This is a genomic window from Xanthobacter sp. DMC47, assembly GCF_056313845.1.
Genome location: NZ_JBQUZM010000001.1, coordinates 1677026 through 1701494 on the forward strand (window position 1 = coordinate 1677026; position 24469 = coordinate 1701494).

The window sequence follows — 24469 nt, forward strand, 5'->3', positions numbered from 1 at the left end:
CATGGCACCCCCGCTCCCCTCAACCTTCCGAAACGCCGTTCACGGCATCGCGGATGATGTTGGCGACGGCCTGCGGCAACGACAGCAGCGACATGTGGCTCGCGACCAGCTCCACGGTCTGGGCGTTGATGCGCCGGCCGAGCTCCCGCTGCAGCTCCACGCTCACTGCACGGTCCTGGCTTGACACAATGTACCAGCTGGGGCGGCCGGCCCAGGCCGGCGTGCCGACCTTGTCGTTGAAGGTGGTGAGCGACAGCGGCGTCTGGACGGCGGCGAGCACGCGCGCGTCCTGCTCGGGCAGGTCCTGCGCGACATTGGCGATCCAGCTCGCCTCGCTCATCTTGAGGAAGCCCTCGCCAAACGGGGTGACGCCGCCGAGGCCGGGCGGGGCAGGATGGGCGCCGACCTGGTCGCCGGTCGACTGGCCGGCATCGGGCGCGAAGGCGGCGACATAGACGAGCGCCTTCACCTTCGGATCGTTGCCGGCCTCGGTTATCACCGTGCCGCCCCAACTGTGGCCGACCAGCACGACCGGGCCGTCGATACTGTCGAGCGTGCGGCGGGTGGCAGCGACGTCGTCGGCCAGCGAAGTGGTCGGGTTCTGCACCGCGACAACATCAATGCCGTCGCGCTGGAGATAGGGGATGACGAGCCGCCAGCTGGAGGCGTCGGCCCAAGCGCCGTGGACGAGGACGACGGTAACGCCCTTAGAAATGGTGGTCATGGAAGGGGTCCTTTCAGCATGGATGGATCGAGATCGTGTCGACGGGTCAGGCGCGCCAGCCATCGAGGAAGTCGAGGAGGAGGCTGTTCACGATGTCGGGCTGCTCCTCGTGCGGGAGATGGCCACAGCGCTCGATCGGCACGGCCTTTAGGTCGCTGGCCATTTCGGACCACACCTGGGCCATGTCGAAGGTCTTGCCCACGGCGCCGAAGTCCGCCCCCCAAAGCGAAAGGACCGGGCAAGCGATCTTCACATCCGCGTCGACGAGGTCCTGAGCATTGTCCTCGGCATTGGCGCGGTAGTCGGACATGGCACCCCGCACCGCGCCGGGTGCGCGATAGGCAGCGACATAGGCATCGAAATCCGCGCCGCTGATCGCATGCGGATTGAAGCACCAGTCCGAAAAGAAGTGCCGCAGCCAGAGGTCCTCGCGCCCGGCGATCAGCGCCTCGGGGAGGTCGGGCACGAGGTGGAACATGAAGAACCAATATGCCTTTGCGATCTGCGCATTCATCGAGCGCGCGACGATGCGGGTCGGCACGTTGTCCATCACGACCAGCCGGTCGAGAAGCTCAGGATGGTCCTTGGCGAAGCGAGTAGCGACGCGCGCGCCGCGGTCATGGCCGACCAGCACGATCTTTCCGATGTCCAAGCTCTTGAGGAGCTCTACGAGATCGTTTGCCATGGTTCGCTTGTCGTACCCGGCGGCGGGCTTGTCGGTCTCGCCATATCCGCGCAGATCGGGGGCGATGACACGGAAGCGCTCGGCGAGGACCGGGATCTGGTGACGCCAGGCGAAGCTCGTCTCAGGAAAGCCATGGAGGAGAACGACCGGTGCGCCCGACCCCGCCTCCAGAAAATGCTGACGGATTCCGTTGGCGCGGACGGTGTGGTGGTGAATGTCAATCATGGCATCACGGGCGGTGAGGGCGTGAACGAGGATGTCGGCATCGGCGCCTCCTTGCCGATGCAGGGCGGGCTGAGGCACGCCACACGGGAAGCCCGTGCAGCCGGCGACCCATCCGGCGCGATCGGCTATTGTCAGGTGTGAGACGAGATTGCTTGGTGCATCCCGGTAGAATGCTGATCGTCACAAGCGAACCTACCGGCTTCCGGGCAGGAGTGTGATACGGTCACCGGATAAGGATTATATCCCGAGGCGTTAGAATGGATTTCCTCGCTCTATCCATCCTTGCCGAGGTAGCCGGTGGAAGCAGCCTGTCGAAGGCGGCCCGCACCCTGCGCATCAGCCCCATGGCCGCCACGCGCCAGCTCTCCGCATTGGAGAAGGAAGTTGGCGCCCGGCTCGTACACCGCACGACCCGCGCTCTGGCTCTCACGCCCGAGGGGCAGTCCTTCCTGCCGCATGCGCGCGCGCTGCTTGAAGAACGCGCCAGCGCCTATGCGAGCGTGCGCCCGGTGACGGAAGGCGGCTTCGGCCTTTTACGGCTCACCAGCTCGGCCGCCTTCGGGCGCAGGGTTATTGCGCCGATGATCCCCGACTTCATGCGCGCCAATCCAGCGCTGAAGGTGGACCTGACGATGACGGACGCCCTGGTCGACCTCGTCACCGAAGGGCTGGACCTCGCGATCCGCATTGCCAAGCTGAACGACAGCAGCCTCGTCGCGCGGCGGCTCGCTGACAATCCGCGCGTGTTGCTCGCCTCGCCCGACTATCTCGAACAGTATGGCGCGCCGGCGACGCTGGGCGATCTTCCGCGGCACGAATGCCTTGCTACCAGCGGGACGACGCATTGGTCCTTCAAGACCCCCGAGCACCTGATCACGGCAAGGATCGAAGGGCGTTTCTCGGCCAATTCCATCGAGGGATTGCTGCAGGCCTGCATGGGCGGCCTGGGAATTGCCAATCTGTCCCTTTGGTTCGTCCGAGACGAGATTGCCGATGGCCGTGTGAAGGTCATTGAGTTGCAGGATGCCGTCCCCGAGCCGCTGGACGTCTGGGCCGTCTATCCGACCAGCAGGATGATCCCGTCGAAAGTCCGCCTGTTCATCGACGCGCTGGCGGCTCGCCTCAGGAGATGAGGTTGGAGGGTGGTTCAATACGTCCATGTACGACAGCGCCAGGAGCGGAACTTGCCAAGAGCGGGCCTGAACGTCCGGAATGGGGCCGATGGCAGACTGTCCGCTATTAGGGATTTCAAAGGAGAAGCGAACATACGCGCCGATGAATTGCCAAAGGGCGGAGCTGACCAAAAGGTACCTTCGAAACCTCCGCTTTGAAGTCCATATCAAATTGGTGGTGGCCTACTGCTAGCCGAGGATGCGATCCAACTCCGTTCGCAGGCCTCGGAATTACAAGACTGACTCGGTCGTGATCCCCGCTTCGATCCAGGCGCGCGTCTGCTCCAGGATCTCGTCCGAAAGAGCGGCGTCATCAATGGCGCGGGCGAGGATGACGGCGCCCACCATCGCCGCCCAGCTTCCGATTGCGGTGCGGTGCCGGTCTGCCGGATATGCCTCCGGGAGCGCCGTCTCGATACGGGCGATTTGCGAGCGAAGCCCTTCCGTCATCGCCGCGCGTGCCGCCGGGGTCTGGTGGCGTATGGCGGCGGCAAGGCCCGCCGTGGGGCAACCCTCGGCCGGATTGTCGCGATGGCGGGGCGACAGATAGGCGCTCAGATAATGGCTGAAATCGCCATTTCCGTCTGAGTCCGCCGCCAGGACATGAGCCAACGTCTGCGCGACTAGATCATCCTTCGAACTGAAATGACCATAGAAACCGCCATGGGTGAGCCCGGCGGCCTTCATCACCTCGGCCACGCTGACTGCGTCGAATCCCCTGTCGCGAAACAGCGAGCTGGCGGCGTCGAGGATACGGCGGCGGTTCTCGGCCATCTGCTCGCGGCTGACCTTCATTTCAGATTCCTCCGGCGCGTCATTGACAATTACATGATGGTCATCATATTTAGAATCAATCATGATGGCTATCATGTATATGGCTGGTGATTGATGAGAGAGCAACCCATGGCCGCACCCCCCTCCGTTCTTATCACCGGTGCCTCGACCGGCATCGGCGCAGCTTATGCCGAGCGGTTCGCCCGCCGAGGGCATGCTCTGGTGCTGGTCGGCCGCAACACGGCACGCATGGAGGGGCTGGCGGCTCGCCTGCGTGAGCAGACCGGAGTGGCGATCGACATCATCACGGCCGACCTGACACAGCTCGCCGACCTCGCGGCCGTGGAAGCCCGCCTACGCGACGACGCCCGCATCGGCATCCTCATCAACAATGCCGGAACGGCCATTGGCGGCAGCTTCATCGAGCAGAGCACCGATGATGTCGCGCGGCTGCTCGCCCTCAACACCACTGCGGTGCTGCGGCTGGCCAGTGCCATCGCCCCGCGCCTGGCTCAGGCCGGCGGGGGCGCGATCGTCAATATCGGCTCGGTGGTCGGGCTGGCGCCGGAATTCGCCATGACGGTCTATGGTGCCACCAAGGCTTTCGCACTGTTCCTGTCGCAGGGGCTCAGCCTCGAGCTCGGCCCGAAGGGCGTCTATGTCCAGGCGGTGCTTCCTGCCGCCACGCGCACCGAGATCTGGGAGCACGCCGGTGCCGATGTCAGCACCATGACCGGTGTGATGGACGTAAATGAGCTGGTCGATGCAGCCATGATCGGCTTCGACCGCCGCGAGGCCGTCACGATCCCGCCGCTGCCGAATGTGGAGCAGTGGAACGCCTTCCAGGCCGCGCGTCAGGCAATGCTGCCGAACACACGCCAGGAACACGCCGCCGCGCGCTACCAGACGGCCGACTGAGCCTTTGTGCAGGAACCCAGAGAGCACACCATCATGAAGGCCTTCATCCTCGACAAGTACAAGAAGAGCGGCATCCTTCGCTTTGGCGATAGGCCGGAGCCCTCTCTGGGTGAAGAGGACGTCCTGGTCGAGATCCACGACGCCGGGCTGAACCCTCTGGATTCCAAGATCCGGGATGGCGCCTTCAAGACCCTTCTTCCGTATCGCCCGCCTTTCGTGCTGGGACACGACATGGCGGGACGGGTCACGCGGGTTGGCGCGAAGGTCCGCCGCTTCAAGGCGGGGGACGAGGTCTATGCCCGTCCGCGGGATGGCCGGGTCGGAACCTTCGCGGAGCGGATTTCCATCCATGAGGACGATCTCGCGCTGAAGCCGAACAACCTGACCATGGAGGAAGCGGCGTCCATCCCTCTGGTCGGGCTGACGGCCTGGCAGGCCCTGGTCGACCGCGCCGATTTGCGCAAGGGACAGAAGATCCTCATCCACGCGGGCTCGGGCGGCGTTGGGACATTCGCCATTCAACTGGCGAAGCATCTCGGCGCGACGGTCGCGACGACCACCAGCACCGCCAATGTCGAACTGGTCCGAAGCCTCGGCGCCGATGTCGTGATCGACTACAAGACGCAGAACTTCGAGGAAGTCCTGACGGGCTACGATGTCGTCCTGAACAGCCTGGACGGCGATACGCTCAAGAAGTCCCTGAGCGTGCTGAAGCCTGGCGGGAAGCTGATTTCGATCTCCGGCCCACCTGACGCCGATTTCGCGCGGCAGCAGGGGCTGAACTGGATGCTGAGTCAGCTCGTGCGCCTTCTGAGCTTCGGCATCCGCAGGAAGGCCAAAGCCCGGGGTGTCCACTACTCCTTCCTGTTCATGCGGGCGGATGGCGGGCAGTTGAGCCAGGTCACGGCGCTGATCGAGGCAGGGGCCATTCGCCCGATCATGGACCGAGTCTTCCCGTTTGAAGCGACCAACGAAGCCTTGGCCTATCTCGACACCGGACGGTCCAAAGGCAAGGTCGTCGTCCGGCTGAAGTGACGGCGGCTGCGGCCCCACCCTGACATATGGCCGGCCCTGCGGCGCTGCCTGGCAGTAACTATTTGGGCCGCGATGGCGGACATGTTCCCTCGTCCCTCAAACCGGATCAGCAGCTATGTCCTCACACTCTCCAAAAACCGCTCTTGTGACGGGGGCGTCGTCCGGCATCGGCCGGGCGAGTGCCGAAGCCCTGGCGCGGGCGAGAGGCCGCGAGGAATAGAGGCCTCGGCTGTAGCCATAGAGCAGCAGCGCCACCATCATTCCGGGATGGTAGGGCGTGTAGCCCCGATCCTCGGTCTAGCCGGCGAGGATGGCCGAGAGATCGAGACCCTCCCGCACCGTGTCACGAACGAAATGCGCCACGTGATCCGGCGGCACAAAATCATGCACCGAAGCCGGCAGAAGCCAGCCTTGATCCACATCCCACAAGCGAAACGTCTTGGCCATGCGCAAGTGAATCACGTCACACCAGAGCCGTCGATACCGTTACACCGGACAGGCTCCTAGGGCTCCTCATCGAAGGCATCGTGGGCTGCCTCGATCGCGGCCATGCGGCGCCGGCCTTCGCGGCCACTGAGTTCCAGGACGCGAGTGGCCAGAAAATGCGAAAGCCCGATCACCGCCACGTGGTTATCCAGCGGGCCGGCCGCCCGCGCCTGGCAGGTGATGAGCCATGTGGCCGGGCCCGGATTCTCCGTGGCCGAGTCCACCACGCACAGGACCTGCGCGCCGGCCTCGACTGCCCGCGTGATCAGGTGGGAGGAGGCAGGCGTCGAACGCCGGAGGGCGAAGACGATGAGGACGTCGCCCTTATTCAGGGTTACCGCATATTCGGCGATGGTCTCCCCCGCAACCGGCAGCAGGATGCTGGTCTCGATGACGCGGAAGACCTGCCAGCGCAGATAGGCCGCGAAGGACTGATTATTGCGGAAGCCCACGAACCAGACCCGCTTTGCCGCGAGCATGGCCCGCGCGATCCGGTCGATCATCTCGTCGGACAATCCGCCGTAGGTCTCGGACAGGTTCTGGACACTGAGTTCGAGGTGGGCGCGCAACGTGTCGCTGGCATGGCTCTCGCCGCTCAGCAGCATCAGCGGCGAGCCGGCCTTCTGCTCCAGCCGCACCTGCCGCCGCGCGTCGTTATAGCTTTCATACCCGAGCCGATGAAAAAAGCGGGTCACCGCCGCATTGGAGACCCGTGCGGCATTGGCCAGCTCGGTTGCCGTATAAGCAGGCAGATTGCCCGGGAAATCGATCAAGAATTCGGCGAGCCGCCTCTCGGTCGGAGACAGATCATCCCTGTGACGCGTGATGCGCGCCACCAGCGAGTCCTTGGCCGAAATCGTCGTGCTCACCGCGCCTCACCTGTTCCTATCATCTTGTGCCTTCAGCCGAACCAGGGTTCGGCCCGCCTGCCGCGGGCATGCGATCCAGCTCCTGTATGACCCAAAGCGCCGCGCGGCACCATGCGGATCGTTGCGCTGGCATGGAAGTTGCTGAAAAAAATTTTGCAGAACTTGTGTATTGAAAATTCAATCGCAGCCGTCCTGCGGGTTTGGGGACCAACAAAGGGACTGACCATGGCTGGGGAAAACGTGCAGCTTTCCGCCCCCGCGTCCGAGGCGGCGGTGCAAGTCGAGACGGCGCTCGACAAGATCGGTGTGACCACCGCGCACAAGCTCATCGTGCTGCTGGTGCTGTTCGGGGTGATGTTCGACGTCTTCGAGCAGAATACCGTGGGGCTGATCGCCCCGTTCCTGCGGGAACAGTGGCATCTCTCCGCGGCCGACATCGGGTTTCTCAACACGATGACCTTCGTCGCGGCCGCCATGGGGCGGCTCGGCTCCGGCGTCCTGGCCGACAGGGTGGGCCGCCGCTTCATGCTGAACGTCAACCTGCTGTTGTTCACGGTCGGCGCCGCGATCTGCGCGCTCGCGCCCGGCTATACCACGATGGCCATCGGCCGTTTCATAGTCGGCCTCGGGCTCGGCGGCGAGATCGTGACGGCAGTCACCCTGCTCGCCGAGTTCTGCTCCTCCAAGTTCCGCGGTACGGCGGTCGGGCTCATCAATGTGGGAGGCGGCGGCCTCGGCAACATGCTGGCCCCGGCCTTCGCCCTCCTGATCTTCACCCTGTTCCCGGGCGGGGACGGCTGGAGGTGGCTGTTCGGCGCGCTCGTGCTGCCGGCGGTCCTGGTCGTGTTCTACCGGCGCTTCGTGCCGGAGACGCCACGCTTCCTGGTCACACGAGGCCGGGTGGCAGAAGCCAATCGCGTGCTGTCGCAACTTGCGACCGGGTCCTTCTCGACCAAGAACGTGACGGTGACCGATCACGTCACCTCGCAGCCGGCAATCGAGACGCCCAGGCTCGGCGCGATCGTGGCCGACATCTTCCGCCGCGGCCTTCTTCGTCGCACCCTAGCCGTTGGGATCGCGTCCTGGATGACGTTCGGCGCGCAGCTCACCGTACTGACCCTTATGCCGACGATCCTCGTCTCGCAGGGCCATACGATCACGCGGAGCTTCCTGTACACGATCATCCTGCAGAGCGGCAGCCTGTTGGGCGCGCTCACGGCTGCGGTGCTGGCAGCGCGCGTCCCGCGCAAGATCGTGCTGACGACGGGTGCCCTGTGCGCCGTGGCGGCGGGGCTCGGCTTCGGCTTCCTGGCCACGACCGACGCGCTGATCCTCGCGTTCGGCGCCGCATTTCAGTTTTTCGTGCTGCTCCTGAACACGACCATCTGGATCTTCGCGCCGGAAAACTACCCCACCCGGGTTCGCGGCTTCGGCACGGCCTTCATCCTTGCGCTCGGGACCATGGCGGGCGCATGGATGCCGCTGCTTGCCGGCCGGGTGTTCGACATGGCCGGTGTCGCCGGCATGTTCACCATGATGGCGGGCATGTACGCGATCTTCGCCATCGCCGTGCAGTTCGCGCCGGAAACCTTCGGAAAGTCGATGGAAGCCGTGCCGGAGGCGGCGCCGGCCGAACGTCCGCTTCAGACCGCCTGACGCCTCCCCCCTGGGCCGAGGTCCGGCCCAGGTATCAGGAACTTGCCGTGACAACGATCCTTCTCATCAATCCAAATACCTCGACCCGCTCGACCGAGATGATGCTTTCGGTCGCGGGGCCTCTCCTGCCTGATGCCGTCACCCTGCGCGGGGTGACGGCCATGAGCGGGGCCTCCATGATCGTGGACGAGGCCGGCCTTGCCGAGGCCGCCGACGAGGTCGTCCGCATCGGGCTCGCGGAGGCATCGCGCGTCGATGCCATCATCGTATCGGCCTTCGGCAATCCGGGAGTGGGGGTGCTGCGTGCGCTCCTGCGGGTTCCCGTGGTTGGTATCGGCGAAGCGGCCGTCCTCAAGGCCGCGGCGAAAGGATCCCGCTTCGGGATCGCCACAACGACGCCGGATCTCACGCGCTCCATCGAGGCCGGCGTCCGCGCCCTTGGCCTTCAGAGCCAGTTTACGGGCGTTCGCGTGCCGGATGGCGATCCCCTCTCGCTCGCGGCGAATCCTCCCGCGCAGGACCAGGCCCTGGCCGCGGCGGCGACCGCCTGCATCGAGCAGGACGGCGCGGACTCGGTGGTGATCGGAGGTGGCCCACTCAGCGCCGCCGCTGCAAGACTGCGCCTGCACTTTCCCGACCGGATCGTCGAGCCCGTGCCGGCCGCGATCCAGAAAATCTTAGAGCGCGATCCGAGCAGATTGATTTAATCAGATCTGCGAAAACATATTACATTATTATTAAAATATCATACTTTTAATTTTCTGCACTCTCGCGGATTCACTCGGACCGAATTGCGAGATTCACGGGTGGTCGACATTAAACCTTGGCAGGACGGGCGCTGTTATTCCGCCCAATGTCCGTTAGTGGACGACCCGCCTATTTCAGCTTCTGGCGCAAGAGCCCCACTGCGGCGAAAACCTGCGGACTTGAGCAGCACCTAGCAATACCGGAGGCGGCGTGGTCCATTACGTTTCCGCTACTGCACCCGATTGCATCAGATCGCTGGGCGTCTCGAAATGCGCGCCTCTTCAAACCCACCGCGCACCTTCCTTGGCCACTCGCACGAAATGGCAGGCAGGTGTTGGTGATCAATGACATCACCGCCCCTTCAGAGCCAAAAGCCGTGCACCCGGTTACACCGCGCCCGGAGCCCGTTGGGGAAATACTCCAGCTCGTGCTTAGGCAACCGCGCCGCCGCGCAATGTCATCAATTGTCATACTGGTGCATGTGAGCAGTGACATGACATTAAGCGGTCAGGCACGTCCGCGATTGCAGCGGCCGCGCGCGGTGCGCGGACCGGAAAGCCCCGCGTGGCGTAGGCCGCTAAGCGGGGGGCGGCGCGCGACGTCGCCGCAGCAATTGCCCCAATAGTCGCGGCTTCCCCTTTCGCGGAATGAGATCGATGTCAGTCACCAGCTTCGCGCCTCCCTTCCGGCGCTCCAGCACAATCTTGCGGCTGTGGAAGGCTTCCAGCTCGGCGCGGTGAGCGACGCTTACGATGGTGGCCTCCGGCAGTTCCGTGGTTACGAGCTCCATCATCCTGTCCTGGCTCTTGTCGTCGAGGGCGGAGGTGGCCTCGTCGAGCACGATGATGTCGGGGCGATGCAGCAGCAGGCGCGCAAAGGCCAGGCGCTGTTTCTCGCCACCGGACAACGTCTGGTCCCAGGGCGCATCCTCCTCGATCTTCTCCTTCAAGTGATCAAGTCCGACCGCGCTCAGCGCCGCGCCGATCTCCTCGGCTGACCAGTCCTCGGCCCCACCGGGATAGGCCGCCGCCCGCCGCAGGGTGCCCGAGGGCACATAGGGCTTCTGAGGCAGCATGAAGAGGCGCGCATCGGGATGGAAATTGATGCTGCCTCCACCCCACGGCCACAGCCCGGCGATGGCCCTCACCAGCGTGCTCTTGCCGCTGCCGGAGGCCCCCGAGACGAACAGCCGCTCACCCGGCTCGATCACTACCTCGGCCTGGTCCACCACGGCCGTGCCGTCATCCAGCGAAACGGACAGGTCCTTGAGCGTCAACATGGCCTGCCCGTCCGTCTCGCCGCGCTGGATGCGCCCCACGCCATCGCCGTTCTCCGCCCGCTCCAGGGCATCGAGCGACATCATCAACGAGGCGATGCGGCGCGCGCAGGCATTCCAGTCGGCAAGCCGGGGATAATTGTCGACCAGCCATCCGAAGGCCGTCTGCACGATGGTGAAGGCGGACGCCGCCTGCATCACCTCGCCGAGGGACATCTGTCCTTCGAGAAATTTCGGCGCACACAGCAGCAGCGGCACCACCGGCGCAATGAGGCTGGAGCCTTGTGACACGAGCGTGGTGCGCATGTATTGGCCGGCAAGCCGCGACCACTGCCGGAGCACGCCGGAGAAGGTGGAATTGATACCATCCCGCTCTTCCTGCTCGCCCCCGAGCAAGGCGATACTTTCGCCATTCTCGCGCACGCGCGTCAGCACATAGCGGTAATCCGCCTCGGACTGGTTCTTCTCCTCCGACACCTCCACGAAGCGGCGACCGATGAGCAGGATCGATCCGGACGCGATGAGCGCATAGAGCACCGCCGCGATCACCAGAAAGCCGGGAATGGTGATGTCCGCCCCACCCACGGTGACTGTCAGTGCCCCGCCGATTGTCCACAGCACCACGATGAAGGTCGCTGCCGAGAGGAATGCCGACGTGACGCCGGCAAGAAAGTCCACGGGGGATTCCGTCGCGACCCGGAGATCCTCGGCGATGCGATATTCGGGGTTCTTGTGATCTCCGCTCACCAGATTGAGCTGGTAATAGCGGCCGCCCGTCAACCAGCGCGAGACCACCGCATTGGTGAGCCATGCGCGCCAGCGCCGCTGCATGCCCATGCGCGCATAGACCTGCGCCACGCCCAGGGCGACGCTTCCCGCCGCGAGCGGAAAGAAGACGGCCGTGAGGAAGAAGACGGTGGAGGCGTCGCGCTTTTCGATGCCGTCGAAGATAGAGCGGTTCCAGACATTTATGGCGTACTGGAAGCCAACGTTGGTGACAATCAGCAGCAGAAGGCCGATGGTGAAGACCCAGGCGAGCCTGTCGCCCTTGGCGCCCCAGTATCCCCGGGCGCTGATCCAGAATCGCTTCAGCAGATAGGATTTGCGAAGCCGCTCGACTTCCTCCGGTGCCAGGGAGGGATCAGGCTCTATGGCCTCAGGCGGAGGCGGTTCAACCACCTTCCCACTCTCCGCGATCACGCTGTCCAGTTCGGACTCTGCGGTCGCATCTGGTTTTTCGGTCGGACGAGCGGAAGCTTCAGCGGTGGTCATGGCGCCTTAACGCGCCGAGAATTCGAATGTTCCTGAGACGCTTCAGCTTCCGTAACGTGAACATCAACAGTGGTATCGAACTCGCACAGCGTCCGACGAATTGGCGCGTTGGACGCGGACCCCCGGCCGCCGCGTCTGACGAGCTACGTTCCGACGTCGGTCCGCGATGCGTTGCCCTTCATGAGGATGGGCCCCGTCGGCCGCCCGGTCGGGGAGCCGCCAGCGGGCTCCAGCGTGACTTCGAACAACTGGTCGGGGCTGGTCGAAGGGAGCCCCGCGACCCTCAGATCGATATTGCGCATCGCTTCGAGAAGGCCGACCGAAACCGGGCCGCGGCTGCGATCCCACAGGGTCCACACTTGCAGCGACTTGCCCTCAGGGGCGTTGAGCGCCTGCAGCGGCACGAGCTCTGCGCGGCCGTCGCGAAATGCGTTGACGAGCGCGAGCGGTCGATTCTGGTCTGACATCATCACCGCGACCAGCACCGGTGTGCGGGCGATGCTGCGGGTTTGCAATGTCAGGGCCATGGCCAGAGCGAGGCAGGCTGCTCCCGCCGCAAGCCCCATCGCACGCCAGGCCGGAAGATGACCCCACAGAGAGGCAAACCAGCCTTGCCGCGTGCCCACCTGTGCCTGTGCATGGACCGGCGCCCGCACCGCCGCCGGGCTGGCGATCCCGGCTTCGATCCGCCGCCACAGCCCCTCGGTCGGCGGCTCCGGGCTGACGGTCATGTCGATCTCGATCAGGTGCCGCTGCCATGCCTCAACCCGTGCAGCGAAGTCGGGATCGCTGCCCAGCAAGGCTTCGCAGCGCGCCGCCTGGTCCGCATCGAGCAGGCCCAGCGCGAATTCCGCAGCCAGGGCTTCTTGTTCCGGCCCCATCATGCGAGGCACTCCCGGAGCGAGAGCAGGCCGCGGCGGATCCATGACTTCGCGGTGCCGAGCGGAATCCCGAGTCGCCCCGCCAGTTCGCCGTGGCTCAGTCCGCGCGCATAGGCCAGCACGATAGCATTGCGGCGCAAGGGTTCGAGGCGTTCGAGGCAGCGGCGCAGCGCCGCGTTTTCCGACAGGGCGATGACCACGTGCTCGGCGTCCGCGTCCTCGCACGCCAAACCCATCGGCTCGAAATCGTCAACCAGTTCGGTGCGGCCCTCGCCGCGCAGGACATTGAGGGCACGGTGACGCAGGATCGCGAACATCCATGTGGCGGGCTCGCCGCGCGCCGGATCGAATGTCCCGGCCTTATCCCAGATGCGCAGAAACGTATCCTGCACGACCTCCTCGGCCAGGTCACGGCGGCGCAGCAGCCGAAGGGCGACGCCGATCATCTGCGGGGCGAGCGCCTCATAGAGGTGCCGCAGGCTTGATCGATCCCCCCGCGCGCAGCCGTCGAGGGCCCGCGCGAGTTGGTCGGGGGAGGCTCGGGGTTTGCCCGCTTCAAGGACCGTCATCTCGCCTCCGCCCGGATCGCACGCTGTGGTTACGCGCGAGCGCGCACTTCGGATGCACCGAAGAAAAAAGCCGACGGCCTGCATCCGTCGGCGGAGGTCGGGGGTAGCCGCTCCGTCACAGCCGATCCGTTCGGCTTCAAGCGGAGGACGACACATGAAAGTCTCGACGATGGCCCTGATGCTCGCGGGCTTCCTTGCCAGTGCCGGTACGGCCCAGGCCCAGACCGTGATCGCCCTGATGGACGGGAACATGATCGCCCCCATCGACGCCAAAAGCTGGACCGCCGGAAAGCCGATGAAGGTGACCGGTGTCGAGGCCAAGCTGATCGGCATCGACGTGCGCCCTGCCGACGGCATGCTCTACGGCCTGTTCGACGATGGCAGCGTCGCCGTGATCGACACTTCGACCGCCAAGGCGACCCTGAAATCCAAGCTCAGCAGCACGCTGGCCCGGGGCGTGGCGGCGACGGTGGACTTCAACCCGGTGGCCGATCGGCTGCGGGTCATCGGCAGCGACGGCACCAATCTCCGCGCCAACGTGGATGACGGCAAGGTCACGACGGATGGCACGCTGAAGTTCGCGGACACCGACATGCACAAGGGCGAGACACCGAACATCGTGGCCGGCGGCTACACCAATGCGGTGAAGGGCGCGAAGGAAACCGCCCTCTACAATATCGACGCGACCATCGGCGCGCTGGTGAAGCAGGCGCCGCCCAATGACGGCGTGCTGACCGCTGTCGGTAAGCTCGGGGTGAAGGCCAAGAGCTATGCGTTCGACATCGTCACGGTGGACGCCGCGGCGAGCGAAGGCTGGCTGGTGGCAGATGGCACGCTGTACCGCGTCGATCTCGCCAAGGGCGCGGCCAGCGAGGTCGGCAAGATCAAGGGCGTGAGCGGGCCGGTCCACGACATTGCGGTGTTGCGGGCGATGTGACGCCGACCCGCTGGGACGAGAAAGCCGCCGGATCGCTCCGGCGGCTTTACTATGCCAATGAATTGGCCCCGCGCCGTGAGGCGGAGCATGACCTCAGGCCATGCCTTCCTTCGCTGCTGACGGTTCAAGGAGAAGCCGCACCAGAGGATTGGGGAACCGCCGCGCCATGGTCACCGCGTGGAAGGTTTCCACGATGCCGGGCAGCTGGTCGCCTTCCACCAGCACGCCCGCCGCGATCTCGTCCTTGACCACGATGGGCGGAAGAACCGCAAGCCCGATGTCCTCGCGGGTGAGAAGCCGCATCATCGCCATGTCCTCCACTTCGGCCACGATCTGCGGCCGGACACCGAGGCGATCCGTCAACGCGTCGAATCCGCTGCGTATGCTGCTGTCCAGCGTCGGCAGGATGATGGGATGTGTCCGCAGGCGATCGGCGAGGCTCGCTGCGCGCCCCAGACGATCCGGCGTGCCGACGAGGCTGATCGGACGCTCGGCGAGACGATGGGCAACGAGAGGCGTCAGAGCGTCGCCCGGCGGCGCATGGTTCAACACCACAAGGTCAAGATTGAGGGCCTCGAGCGCCCGCAGAAGTTCGGCCGCGCTGCCCGATCGCAAGATGAGATCGATGTCCGTGCGGCCGAGAACCGGGCGCAGGAATTCCAGCTGAAAATTGCGCGACAGCGTGGCCAGCGAGCCCACGCGCAACGCCTGCCGAGCCGCTCCTGTCTGCCGCAGCGTCCCCAGCATCTCCTCACCCGTCGCGAAGATCGCATCGGCATGATCGAGCACGATCTGCCCCGCCTCGGTCAGATGGAGCTGGCGCCCGCGACGCTCGAACAGGGAATGGCCGAGTTGGTCCTCGAGCTTGCGGATCTGCACCGACAAGGCGGATTGCGTGAGATTCAGCCGCTCGGCCGTGCGGGTGAGGTTTCCGTCGTGAGCGACCGCCCAGAAATAGCGCAGATGGTTGTAGTTCAGCGATCCCATATCGTTCGATAATAGCGAATGGTTTCTCTCGAACAATGAATTTTTCTCGACCTCTGCCGCTCGCTATCGAGGGACCCCGACCGTCATCGTTCGTTGGGGATTGCCTTGTCGCTCTATCTGCTCCCGCTTGCCGCACCGCTCCTGCTGCTCTGCGCCGCCCTCTTCGGATTTGAACGGAGCGGCAGGCGCCCACCCTCGGTGTCCGTGTTCGCGGAGGCCGCCGCGATCGGCAGTCTGTTGATCGCGATCGCGTCGCTTGCGCTGCTCATCGGGCGAGGCCCCGGCGACAGCGGTCTTGTCGGATGGGCGGGGATCGGTCTTTCGGCGCGGCTCGATGCGGTCAGCGCGACCATGCTGCTGCTGGTGGCGTTCGTCGGCTGGATCGTCGTGCGGTACGCCCGCACGTATCTCGATGGCGAGGCCCGCCAGGGCTATTTCACCGGCTGGCTCTGCAGCGCGCTCGCGGCCGTCCTCCTGCTCGTCCAGGCGGGCAATCTCATCCAGTTGGTCGGGGCCTGGATCGCGACCAGTGCCGCGCTGCATCGCCTGCTTCTGTTCTATCCGGAGCGCGTGGCCGCGCAGCGCGCGGCGCGCAAGAAGCGCGTGTTTTCGATGATCGGTGCCGTCGCGCTGGCGGGTGCGGCCGCCCTGATGTGGGCGCGGTTCGACACCACCGATATCGCCACGCTCAACGCGCTCGCCCGGACCAGCGACGCCACCTGGCTGATCGTCACGGCAGCCGCCCTGCTTGCGCTCGCCGCGGTGCTGAAATCGGCGCAATTCCCGACCCATGGCTGGCTCACCGAGGTCATGGAGGCGCCGACACCGGTGTCGGCCCTGCTTCATGCCGGCGTGATCAATGCCGGCGGCTTCCTGCTGATCCGCTTTGCCGACGTGATGCTGCTGGCGCCCGGCGTGCTCGCCACATTGGCCATCCTGGGCGGCTTCACCGCTCTGTTCGGTGCGCTCGTCATGCTGACGCAGCCTGCGGTGAAAACATCCCTCGCCTGGTCGACGGTCGCTCAGATGGGGTTCATGACGCTCCAGTGCGGCCTTGCCCTGTTCCCGCTCGCGTTGCTCCACATCGTCGCCCACTCGCTCTACAAGGCGCACGCGTTTCTGGCCTCCGGAGGAGCGGTCGAGCAGATTGCGGCCATTCGCCGGCCGGGACCGGTGGCCGTCCCTGATGGATCAGCCGTCGGCCGCGCCTTCCTGATCGCACTTGCGATCTATGCCGGGATCGGCGGCACGTTCGGCTTCGTCTTCGGGTTCGACCACAAGTCGCCCCAGGCGATCGCGCTGGGCGCCATCCTGATCTTCGGCGTGGCCTATCTGCTCGCCCAGGGGCTGGCCGATGCCGCGCCACGTCCGCTCACCCGCAAGACGGCAATCTACGCCGGCACCGCCGCGGTCGGCTACTTCGCGCTCCAGACCGCAGCCGAGTGGCTGACGACGGGAGTTCTGCCCGCGACGCCGGCGCCGGGGCGGCTGGAATGGACCCTGATGGCGCTCGCAGTGCTGAGCTTCGGGCTGGTGGCGGTGGCGCAGGCCCTCTTTCCGCTCTGGGCGTCGCACCCCGCGGCCGCCGGGCTGCGCGTCCATCTCTCCAACGGCCTCTACGTCAACGCCACGATCGATCGCCTTCTCGGCGGCTGGTCCATCCGCAAGGCCTCGTGAAGCAGCAAGAACAAGGACATTTCCCATGCTGATGACTGCGACCAGACTGCCGCTTGCACCCGCCGATGCGATCATCGCGGCGGCGCATCGTGCGGCGCGCGCGATCCCTCCCCTATGGCCGCTCGCCTCGAGCGTCGCGGTCAATCCCTTCCTCGGCCAGACGCACGAGCCGTTGGCGACGGCCGCGGCACGTCTGCGGCGCGCTGCGGGCATTGCGCTCACCATGCCGCGGGCCTGCTATGCCGAGAAGTTGCGCGCCGGCGACATCACCGATGACGATCTGCGCGCAGCTTTCGATGCGGCACCCGCAGCGCTGCGCCCCGAGACGCTCGCGGCGCTGAGGCAGGCTATGCATGCCAAAGGGATGCCGTCAGATGCCGTCCCAACGGTTGCCGATCTGGCACGGGAAGTAGCCTCCATCGATTGGCCCGGCATGGTCAACGACCGGATCGGTCACTGGGCAGCGCGCTATTTCGATCAGGGCCAGGCGCTCTGGGCCGACGCAATGGCCAGAACCTCCTATGCGTCATGGCAGATCGTCGCGACCCACGACCTGACGCCGGAGATCGCCGGTCTCACGGGTTTCGCACAGACCGTCGCGGATGCGCCGACCAATGCCGAGGACGCGCTCGTCGCGTCCGTCTGCGAGCTCGGCATTCCCCCGGCTGCGCTCGAGATGTACTTCCACCGGCTTCTGACGACGCTCGGCGGCTGGGGGCAGGTTGCCCGCCATCGCCTCTGGCAGGCGGAGCTGAGCGGGGGGACGGATGGGTCGATCATCGACCTCCTCGCCATCCGCCTGTTCTGGGAGGCAGCCCTACTGCGCAAATACACGCTTCCGCTCGCCTCCCAATGGCAGGCAGCCATCGCAGCCTGCGCCGAGCCCGTCACGGCGACCGGCGAGGATGTGGTCGATGCCATCCTGCAGGAGGCCGCCGAGCGCGCCGCACAGCGGCGCCTCGCAGTCCTTCTTGCTGGAACGCCTTCGCCCCGGGCCGCTGGCCGTCCCTTGCTGCAGATGGCGTTCTGTATCGACGTGCGCTCGGAAGTGTTTCGCCGGGCCTTGGAAAGCCTCGACCCCGGTATCCGGACCCTGGGATTTGCCGGGTTCTTCGGTCTCGGCGTCGGTCATCGCCGCTTTGCCTCGGATGTCTTGGAAGCGCGCCTGCCCGTGCTCCTGACGCCGGGTGTCTTCACGTGCTCGGGCGATGCGACGCCGGCGACGGAGAAAGCGAACCTCGCCGCCCGGGTCACGGCGCGAGCGAAACGGGCCTGGGGCCGCTTCAAGCTGGCGGCCATTTCCTCGTTCGCCTTTGTCGAGGCCGCGGGTCCACTCTACGCCGCCAAGCTGCTGCGGGACGGACTGGCGCTGACGCGGCACGCAGCGCCGAACGATCCGGCGCCGCGCCCGGTCACCCCTCTCGATCTCGCGACACGGCTGACGATGGCACAGCGGGTCCTCAAGGCGATGTCGCTTACCGAAGGCTTTGCCCGGCTGGTGCTGATCGCGGGCCATGGCGCCAATGTGGTCAACAATCCCCATGCCAGCGCACTCAACTGCGGCGCGTGCGGCGGGTATTCCGGCGAGGTGAATGCACGGCTTCTGGCCTCGCTGCTGAACGACAGGGACGTGCGGACCGGTCTGGCAGAGCGGGGCATCGCCATTCCAGAGGACACGCTTTTCCTCGCGGCGCTGCACGACACGACGACCGACACCGTGACGATCTATGCGGCCGACCATCCCTCGGCCGCCCATGCGGGCGATCTGGAGAGGGCCGAGCGCTGGCTGGCCTCCGCCGGCGTCCTGGCGCGGGGCGAGCGGGCTCTGCGGCTGCCCCGCGCCGCACGCAGCCAGGACATTCCCCATCGTGCCCGGGACTGGGCCGAGCTACGCCCCGAATGGGCGCTGGCCGGTTGCCAGGCCTTCATCGCGGCACCGCGCTCGCGCACCGTCGGGCGCGACCTCGCCGGGCGCGCCTTCCTCCACGACTATGACTGGCGGCGCGACGATGGATTTGGCGTGCTGGAGCTGATCCTGACCGCCCCCGTCGTCGTCGCGAGCTGGATCAGCCTGCAATATTACGGCTCGACCGTCGCGCCCGACGTCTTCGGCGCGGGCAACAAGCTGCTCCACAACGTCACCGGAGGCCTCGGCGTCGTCGAGGGCAATGGCGGCCTGCTGCGGACGGGACTGCCCTGGCAATCGGTTCATGACGGCGAACGCCTGATCCATGAACCGCTGCGGCTTTCCGTACTGATCGAAGCGCCGCGCGAGGCGATCGCAGACATTCTCGGTCGCCACTCCGAGCTCCGCGCGCTGTTCGACAATCGCTGGCTCCACCTCTTCGCGCTTGATGATGAGGGCCGCATGGCCTGGCGCTATGCCGGAGGCCTGCGCTGGGAGAGCACCGTCCGCGAGGCGGCAGATGCGGAATCTCCGCCGCTGGTGCTCGCGTGAAATCTTGCTGAGCCAACGGAATAGGCCGACAGGGCTTCGACATTGAGGCCGACGCTCTTCGGAGACATTGGCTCCAGGCCATTCTTTTCCGCGATCTGGGCAACCTGCCGCAGACCGATGTCTGGAAAGCGCTTGGTCGCATTTGGCGGGAGCTTCATCAGGAGATTACGCACTTCCCGAACATCCGCTCTGCTGATTTCGTCGACCACTTTCTGATGCCCGAGCAGGTCCAAGAGCATCGCAAACCGAAACTAATAGGCCGCGCGGGTTTTGGGAGACACCCCTGCCCGGTCAGGTTCCGCCTTGTAAAGCTCGACCGCTCGCGCAAGAGTCAGGCGCGAAGGCGGTGGCAGCGACATGCGATCGACGTTGGCGAAAAGTGGGTCATACGACCGCTCCTGCACGAGGTCGACCCGATCTATCTCACGCGAGTAGTGCTCGATCAGCGCCCTCTGCACTTACTCCGCCAACTGCGCGATGATCGTCGCATCTTGTCCAAGATCGACTTGAGCCTCCTTGGCCAACGCCGCTGCAACCAGTTGCAACGAAGCGTCCTCCGGCGACACGCCCGACGAGCATGATCTTTTCTGACGCTTCGGACGCCAGGTCTCCTCGCAATGACGCATCCAAAGGCATGGGCTCCGCCCCCGCCTTCAGCCGGTGGAGATAGGTCAGCGCCAGATGCTGGAGATCCGCATCGGAGATTTGGTTGAGCGCAAGGCTCGAAGCGGGCGAACGTGCCTCGGCGAACAACGCGTCCGCTTTAATGCTCTCGACGCGGGTGAGGCGGCGAGCCTCAGCGTGGGAGACGTCGCCGAGCGCCTTCCAAATTTCCTTCTTCCCGATTTTGCCTTGGATGTCGGCCGGAACCCGAACGCGAAATGTCCACTTTCCCGCCCGTTTGAAGAGCCTGCTTTCCCTTGCCATTTCGCCGCCTTGTGTAGCAGGCGTGTGTAGCAAGCGGCCTCGTAAGCTCTTGATCTTACGTATCAAACAGGATTTTCAATGCGTTAGGGGAAACTGGCGGAGAGAGAGGGATTCGAACCCTCGATACGGTTTCCCGTATACACGCGTTCCAGGCGTGCGCCTTCAACCACTCGGCCACCTCTCCAGCCGCATGCGCGAGGCGCACGCAGAACTTTACTCGAAGGCAACCGCTGCGAAGGCGGTCTGTGCGCCTTCAATCACTCGGCCACCTCTTCAACCGCAAGCGCCGAGGCACACGCGGACACTGGGGTAACGAACATGTGGCGAGCTGGTTGAAGGCCCGCGATCCCGTCGCCCCTGTTTCCGGACCACGCCGCACGGGCGGGGCCGGGTCTCGCCGGTCGTCTCCAAGAAGGCTCGGGGAAGGGAGCGGGCCGCGAGGGCGTCGCATCCGGGCGAGGCGGCGGAATATAGCGGCTCGGCCTTGGTTGGCAAGCCGGAATCTCCGCCTTGCCAACAGGTCGCATCCGCCGCGCATCCGCCGCGCCGGCGGTCCCCGCGCGCCACCGGCGAAGGGCGTTCGCAGCCCGCGCCGGCCAGCGCGATCTCAGTCGCGCAGGAGGTCGTTGATGGAGGTCTTGGAGCGGGTTTGCTCGTCGACGCGCTTCACGATCACCGCGCAATAGAGCGAGGGGCCGGGGGTGCCGTCGGGGAGCGGCTTGCCGGGAAGCGCGCCGGGCACCACCACGGAATAGGCCGGCACCTCGCCGATGAAGATCTCGCCCGTCTGCCGGTCGATGATCTTGGTGGAGGCGGAGATGAACACGCCCATGGAGAGCACGGAGCCGCGGCGCACCACCACGCCCTCCACCACCTCGGAGCGGGCGCCGATGAAGCAGTCGTCCTCGATGATGACCGGACCGGCCTGCAGCGGCTCCAGCACGCCGCCGATGCCGACGCCGCCAGAGAGATGCACGTTCTTGCCGATCTGCGCGCAGGAGCCGACGGTGGCCCAGGTGTCCACCATGGTGCCCTCGCCCACATGGGCGCCGAGGTTCACGAAGGATGGCATCAGCACCACGTTCGGCGCGATGAAGGCGGAGCGGCGCACCACGGCGCCGGGCACGGCGCGGAAACCGGCGGCGCGGAACTCGGCCTCGCCCCAGTTCAGAAACTTGGAGGGCACCTTGTCCCACCAGTGGGCACCGCCGGGGCCGCCGGGGATGGCTTCCATGTCGTTGAGGCGGAAGGAGAGCAGCACCGCCTTCTTGAGCCACTGGTTCACCGTCCACTGGCCGTTGGCGCTCTGCTCGGCCACGCGGGCGGCGCCGCTGTCCAGCAGCGTCAGCGCCTCGTTCACGGCGTCGCGCACGGCGCCGGTGGTCGAGAAGCCGATCTCGGCGCGCTTCTCGAAGGCGTCATCGATGGTGGCGGCAAGCGCGGACAGGCGGGCGTCGGTCATGTCATCCTCCGGACGGGCGGCGTCGGGACGCGCCCTTCTATCAGTGCGGGAAAGAGGTCAGGCGCGTTCCTTGACGGCCACGAACTTCAGCTTGGGATATTCCTCGATGGCGCGGTCCAGCACCCACTGGCTGCGGGCGAGATAGACCGGCGCCTCGTCGCGGTCGCGCGCGGTGGAGGAGCGGTTCAGCTCGAGGAAGCGGTCCACCTCGGCCCGCTCGCCGACGATCCAGCGGGCGGTGACGAAGGAGGTCGTCTCATAGCGGATCGGCACGCCGTATTCCTTCTCCAGCCGCGCGGCGAGCACGTCGAGCTGGAGGGTGCCGACCACGCCGACGATGGGGGCGGGATCGTTGACGGGCTTGAGCACCTGCACGACGCCCTCCTCCGCCATGTCCTGCAGTGCCTTCTGCAGCTGCTTGGCCTTCATGGGGTCGGAGAGCAGCACGCGGCGCAGGATTTCCGGGGCGAAGTCCGGCAGCCCCTCGAACTTGATGCTCTCGCCCTCGGACAGGGTGTCGCCCACCCGCAGCATGCCGTGGTTGGGAATGCCGATGATGTCGCCGGCCACCGCCTCGTCCACCGTCTCGCGCTCCTGGGCGAAGAAGAAGATGGGGTTGGCGATGGCCATGTTGCGCTTCTCGCGCGGGTTGAACAGCTTCATGCCGCGCTTGAAGCGGCCGGAGCACAGGCGCACGAAGGCCACGCGGTCCCGGTGGTTCGGGTCCATGTTGGCCTGCACCTTGAAGACGAAGCCGGAGACGAGATCCTCGGCCGGCTCCACCGTGCGGTCGCCGGCGGCGGAGCGCGGCAGCGGGCTGGGGCCCACCGAGCCCAAACCGAACAGAAGTTCGGCGACTCCCGCCTCCTTCAGCGCGGAGCCGAAATAGACCGGCGAGAGATGGCCCTCGCGGAACGCGGCGAGATCGAAGGGCGGCAGCACGCCCAAAGCCAGCGTCAGGCTCTCCACCGCCTCGTTGAGGATGCGCTCCTCCACCCCGTCGAGGCCGATGAGGTCTTCGGGTTCGTTGAACGGCACCTCGCGCACCAGCGGGCCCCCGCGCTCGGTGGCGAGCAAAGCGCGCTTGTTGGCGATGTCGATGAGGCCGCGGAAATCCACGCCCATGCCGATGGGCCAGGTGAGCGGGGTGAGGTCCAGCGCGAGGGTGGAGGAAACCTCGTCCATCAGCGCGATGGGATCGAGGCTTTCCCGGTCCACCTTGTTGACGAAGGTGAAGATGGGGATGTCGCGCAGGCGGCAGACCTCGAACAATTTGCGGGTCTGGCTTTCGATGCCCTTGGCGGCGTCGATCACCATCACCGCCGCGTCCACCGCCGAGAGGGTGCGGTAGGTGTCTTCGGAGAAGTCCGAGTGGCCGGGCGTGTCGAGCAGGTTGAAGACGATGCCGTCGCGCTCGAACGTCATCACCGAGGAGGTGACGGAAATGCCGCGCTGCTGCTCGATCTCCATCCAGTCCGACCGCGTGCGGCGGCGCTCGCCGCGCGCCTTCACGTGGCCGGCCATGCGGATGGCGCCGGAAGCAAGCAGGAGCTTTTCCGTGAGCGTGGTCTTGCCGGCGTCCGGATGCGAGATGATGGCGAAGGTGCGCCGGCGGGCAAAATCGGGCAGGTCCGCGAGGGCGGCGTTGGGCGTCTGGTCGAGCATGGGCGCCTTATACGGGCAAATCGCGCGCCATGAAATGGCGGGATTGGCCCCCGAAGCCGGTGGATTTCAAGGCGCGTAGAGCCGCCCCATCCGCTGCACCGTCTCCCTCACGCGCGCCCGCAGCTCCGGCGGCTCCAGCACCTCCGCCTCGGGGCCGAAGCGCAGCAGCTCGCTCGCTGCCTCCCAGAGGGAGCCGACCCTGAGGGTGACGACCACGTAGCCTTCGGCGTCCGGCTCGCCCGCCACCATGCCCGCCCGCGAGAACGTGGAGGTGACATGCTCCAGGATCCGCTGGCCGATGGCGGAGAGGCGGAGAGTGGCGCGGTTCGGGTACATCTCCTCTTCGAGGCGCCTTGTGCTCGCACCCCACCAGGCGGCGAGGTCGAAGCCGGACGGCGGCTCGAACGGCTCGGTGAGCGCCTCCAGCTCCCGGATGCGGCTGATGCGGTAGGTCCGCACGCTGGTCTCCACCGCGCCCACGAGGTACCAGGCGCCGCTTTTCAGCACGAGGCCGAGCGGTGCGACGCGACGGCGTTTCTCGGCCCGCCACGACTGGTAGCGGATCTCGATGAGGTGCTGCTCCCACGCCGCCGCCGCGACGGCCTGGAGGAAGGGCGGCTCCTCCGCCTCATAGAACCAGCCGGGCGCATCGAGATGGAAGCGCGCGCGCATGCGGGCGGCAGCGCTGCGCAGATTGGCGGGCAGGCCGGCAGTGACCTTGGTCTGCGCCGCCGCGAGCACGGCGCCGAGGCCGAGGGCGGTGGCCGCCTCGCCGAGACCGGAGAGGAACAGCGCCTGCGCCTCCTGCGCGGAGAGGCCGTTCAGCCGTGTGCGGTAGCCCTCCAGCAGCCGGTAGCCGCCGCCCGCGCCGCGCTCGGCATAAACGGGCACGCCCGCCGCGCTCAGGGCATCGATGTCGCGATAGATGGTGCGGAGCGACACCTCGCACTCCTCCGCGAGGGCCTGGGCGGTGACCGCGCCGCGGGCCTGGAGCACCATGAGGATGGAGAGGAGGCGGCTGGCGCGCATGTGGATAGAGCTAGCAAACCTGACAGAAGGTGTCAGCC

General features: G+C 66.1%; 20 protein-coding genes, 1 tRNA gene and 2 pseudogenes. 9 read left to right on the plus strand and 14 right to left on the minus strand.

Annotation, left to right across the window (positions count from 1 at the left end; all coding sequences use genetic code 11):
- Nucleotides 1-19: 19 nt before the first annotated feature.
- A complete protein-coding gene (locus ACT54R_RS07720) occupies nt 20-724 on the minus strand; it encodes an alpha/beta fold hydrolase (RefSeq protein WP_476325098.1) in 705 nt (234 codons plus the stop codon).
- A gap of 46 nt (nt 725-770) precedes the next feature.
- Nucleotides 771-1712: an alpha/beta fold hydrolase gene (locus ACT54R_RS07725; protein ID WP_476325100.1), complete on the minus strand. Its 942-nt coding sequence runs from the start codon at nt 1710-1712 to the stop codon at nt 771-773.
- Nucleotides 1713-1891: 179 nt separating this feature from the next.
- On the opposite strand from ACT54R_RS07725, the gene ACT54R_RS07730 reads away from it, so the two are divergent.
- Nucleotides 1892-2767, plus strand: a complete 876-nt coding sequence (locus tag ACT54R_RS07730) for a LysR family transcriptional regulator (protein ID WP_476325102.1) — start codon at nt 1892-1894, stop codon at nt 2765-2767.
- Nucleotides 2768-3037: 270 nt separating this feature from the next.
- On the opposite strand, the gene ACT54R_RS07735 is transcribed toward ACT54R_RS07730, so the two are convergent.
- On the minus strand, nt 3038-3601 hold the full coding sequence (locus ACT54R_RS07735; RefSeq protein WP_476326433.1) for a TetR/AcrR family transcriptional regulator: 564 nt from the start codon (nt 3599-3601) through the stop codon (nt 3038-3040).
- Nucleotides 3602-3709: 108 nt separating this feature from the next.
- On the opposite strand from ACT54R_RS07735, the gene ACT54R_RS07740 reads away from it, so the two are divergent.
- The 3 genes and pseudogenes from ACT54R_RS07740 to ACT54R_RS07750 all read left to right on the plus strand — a co-directional run.
- A complete protein-coding gene (locus ACT54R_RS07740; RefSeq protein WP_476325104.1) occupies nt 3710-4498 on the plus strand; it encodes an SDR family NAD(P)-dependent oxidoreductase in 789 nt (262 codons plus the stop codon).
- Nucleotides 4499-4531: 33 nt separating this feature from the next.
- Nucleotides 4532-5533 (plus strand): NADP-dependent oxidoreductase, encoded by a 1002-nt coding sequence (locus ACT54R_RS07745; protein WP_476325106.1) that lies wholly within the window; start codon nt 4532-4534, stop codon nt 5531-5533.
- Nucleotides 5534-5648: 115 nt separating this feature from the next.
- A pseudogene (locus ACT54R_RS07750) lies at nt 5649-5735 on the plus strand (oxidoreductase); the annotation flags it as partial.
- On the opposite strand, the pseudogene ACT54R_RS07755 reads toward ACT54R_RS07750, so the two are convergent.
- Both ACT54R_RS07755 and ACT54R_RS07760 read right to left on the minus strand, forming a co-directional pair.
- Nucleotides 5726-5980: pseudogene (locus ACT54R_RS07755) on the minus strand (transposase); the annotation flags it as partial. The pseudogenes ACT54R_RS07750 and ACT54R_RS07755 sit on opposite strands and share 10 nt — an antisense overlap.
- 56 nt (nt 5981-6036) lie before the next feature.
- On the minus strand, nt 6037-6888 hold the full coding sequence (locus ACT54R_RS07760) for a MurR/RpiR family transcriptional regulator (RefSeq protein ID WP_476314392.1): 852 nt from the start codon (nt 6886-6888) through the stop codon (nt 6037-6039).
- A 111-nt stretch (nt 6889-6999) separates the two neighbouring features.
- Between ACT54R_RS07760 and ACT54R_RS07765 the strand changes: the two genes are divergently transcribed.
- Together ACT54R_RS07765 and ACT54R_RS07770 are read left to right on the plus strand one after the other, a co-directional pair.
- On the plus strand, nt 7000-8544 hold the full coding sequence (locus ACT54R_RS07765; protein ID WP_476325108.1) for an MFS transporter: 1545 nt from the start codon (nt 7000-7002) through the stop codon (nt 8542-8544).
- A 47-nt stretch (nt 8545-8591) separates the two neighbouring features.
- Entirely contained in the window at nt 8592-9251 is a 660-nt protein-coding gene (locus ACT54R_RS07770; RefSeq protein WP_476325110.1) for an aspartate/glutamate racemase family protein, read from the plus strand.
- Between the two features lie 617 nt (nt 9252-9868).
- Here ACT54R_RS07770 and ACT54R_RS07775 read toward each other — a convergent pair.
- From ACT54R_RS07775 to ACT54R_RS07785, 3 genes are all read right to left on the minus strand, one after another.
- Nucleotides 9869-11839 carry an ABC transporter ATP-binding protein/permease gene (locus ACT54R_RS07775; protein WP_476325112.1) on the minus strand — a complete coding sequence of 657 codons (1971 nt, stop codon included), beginning with the start codon at nt 11837-11839 and terminating at the stop codon, nt 9869-9871.
- Between the two features lie 143 nt (nt 11840-11982).
- Nucleotides 11983-12723 carry an anti-sigma factor gene (locus ACT54R_RS07780; RefSeq protein WP_476325114.1) on the minus strand — a complete coding sequence of 247 codons (741 nt, stop codon included), beginning with the start codon at nt 12721-12723 and terminating at the stop codon, nt 11983-11985.
- Entirely contained in the window at nt 12720-13289 is a 570-nt protein-coding gene (locus ACT54R_RS07785) for a sigma-70 family RNA polymerase sigma factor (protein ID WP_476325116.1), read from the minus strand. The genes ACT54R_RS07780 and ACT54R_RS07785 overlap by 4 nt, the downstream gene beginning before the upstream one ends.
- Nucleotides 13290-13443: 154 nt before the next feature.
- Here ACT54R_RS07785 and ACT54R_RS07790 point away from each other — a divergent pair, with 154 nt between their 5' ends.
- Nucleotides 13444-14226 carry a DUF4394 domain-containing protein gene (locus ACT54R_RS07790; protein WP_476325118.1) on the plus strand — a complete coding sequence of 261 codons (783 nt, stop codon included), beginning with the start codon at nt 13444-13446 and terminating at the stop codon, nt 14224-14226.
- Between the two features lie 93 nt (nt 14227-14319).
- Here the strand turns inward: ACT54R_RS07790 and ACT54R_RS07795 are convergent, their stop codons facing one another.
- Entirely contained in the window at nt 14320-15213 is an 894-nt protein-coding gene (locus ACT54R_RS07795) for a LysR family transcriptional regulator (protein ID WP_476325120.1), read from the minus strand.
- 105 nt (nt 15214-15318) lie between these two features.
- On the opposite strand from ACT54R_RS07795, the gene ACT54R_RS07800 reads away from it, so the two are divergent.
- A complete protein-coding gene (locus tag ACT54R_RS07800; protein ID WP_476325122.1) occupies nt 15319-16890 on the plus strand; it encodes a proton-conducting transporter transmembrane domain-containing protein in 1572 nt (523 codons plus the stop codon).
- A 25-nt stretch (nt 16891-16915) separates the two neighbouring features.
- Nucleotides 16916-19348, plus strand: coding sequence for a YbcC family protein (locus ACT54R_RS07805; protein WP_476325124.1), 2433 nt, complete (start codon nt 16916-16918; stop codon nt 19346-19348).
- A gap of 423 nt (nt 19349-19771) precedes the next feature.
- On the opposite strand, the gene ACT54R_RS07810 is transcribed toward ACT54R_RS07805, so the two are convergent.
- The 5 genes from ACT54R_RS07810 to ACT54R_RS07830 form a co-directional block, all read right to left on the minus strand.
- Nucleotides 19772-20275, minus strand: coding sequence for a DUF6538 domain-containing protein (locus ACT54R_RS07810; protein ID WP_476325126.1), 504 nt, complete (start codon nt 20273-20275; stop codon nt 19772-19774).
- Between the two features lie 94 nt (nt 20276-20369).
- Nucleotides 20370-20459: transfer RNA gene (locus ACT54R_RS07815), tRNA-Ser, on the minus strand.
- Nucleotides 20460-20882: 423 nt separating this feature from the next.
- Nucleotides 20883-21737: a 2,3,4,5-tetrahydropyridine-2,6-dicarboxylate N-succinyltransferase gene (gene dapD, locus ACT54R_RS07820; RefSeq protein WP_476325128.1), complete on the minus strand. Its 855-nt coding sequence runs from the start codon at nt 21735-21737 to the stop codon at nt 20883-20885.
- A gap of 57 nt (nt 21738-21794) precedes the next feature.
- Nucleotides 21795-23402 (minus strand): peptide chain release factor 3, encoded by a 1608-nt coding sequence (locus ACT54R_RS07825; protein WP_168462367.1) that lies wholly within the window; start codon nt 23400-23402, stop codon nt 21795-21797.
- 66 nt (nt 23403-23468) lie between these two features.
- Entirely contained in the window at nt 23469-24431 is a 963-nt protein-coding gene (locus ACT54R_RS07830; RefSeq protein WP_476325130.1) for a helix-turn-helix transcriptional regulator, read from the minus strand.
- Between the last annotated feature and the right edge of the window lie 38 nt (nt 24432-24469).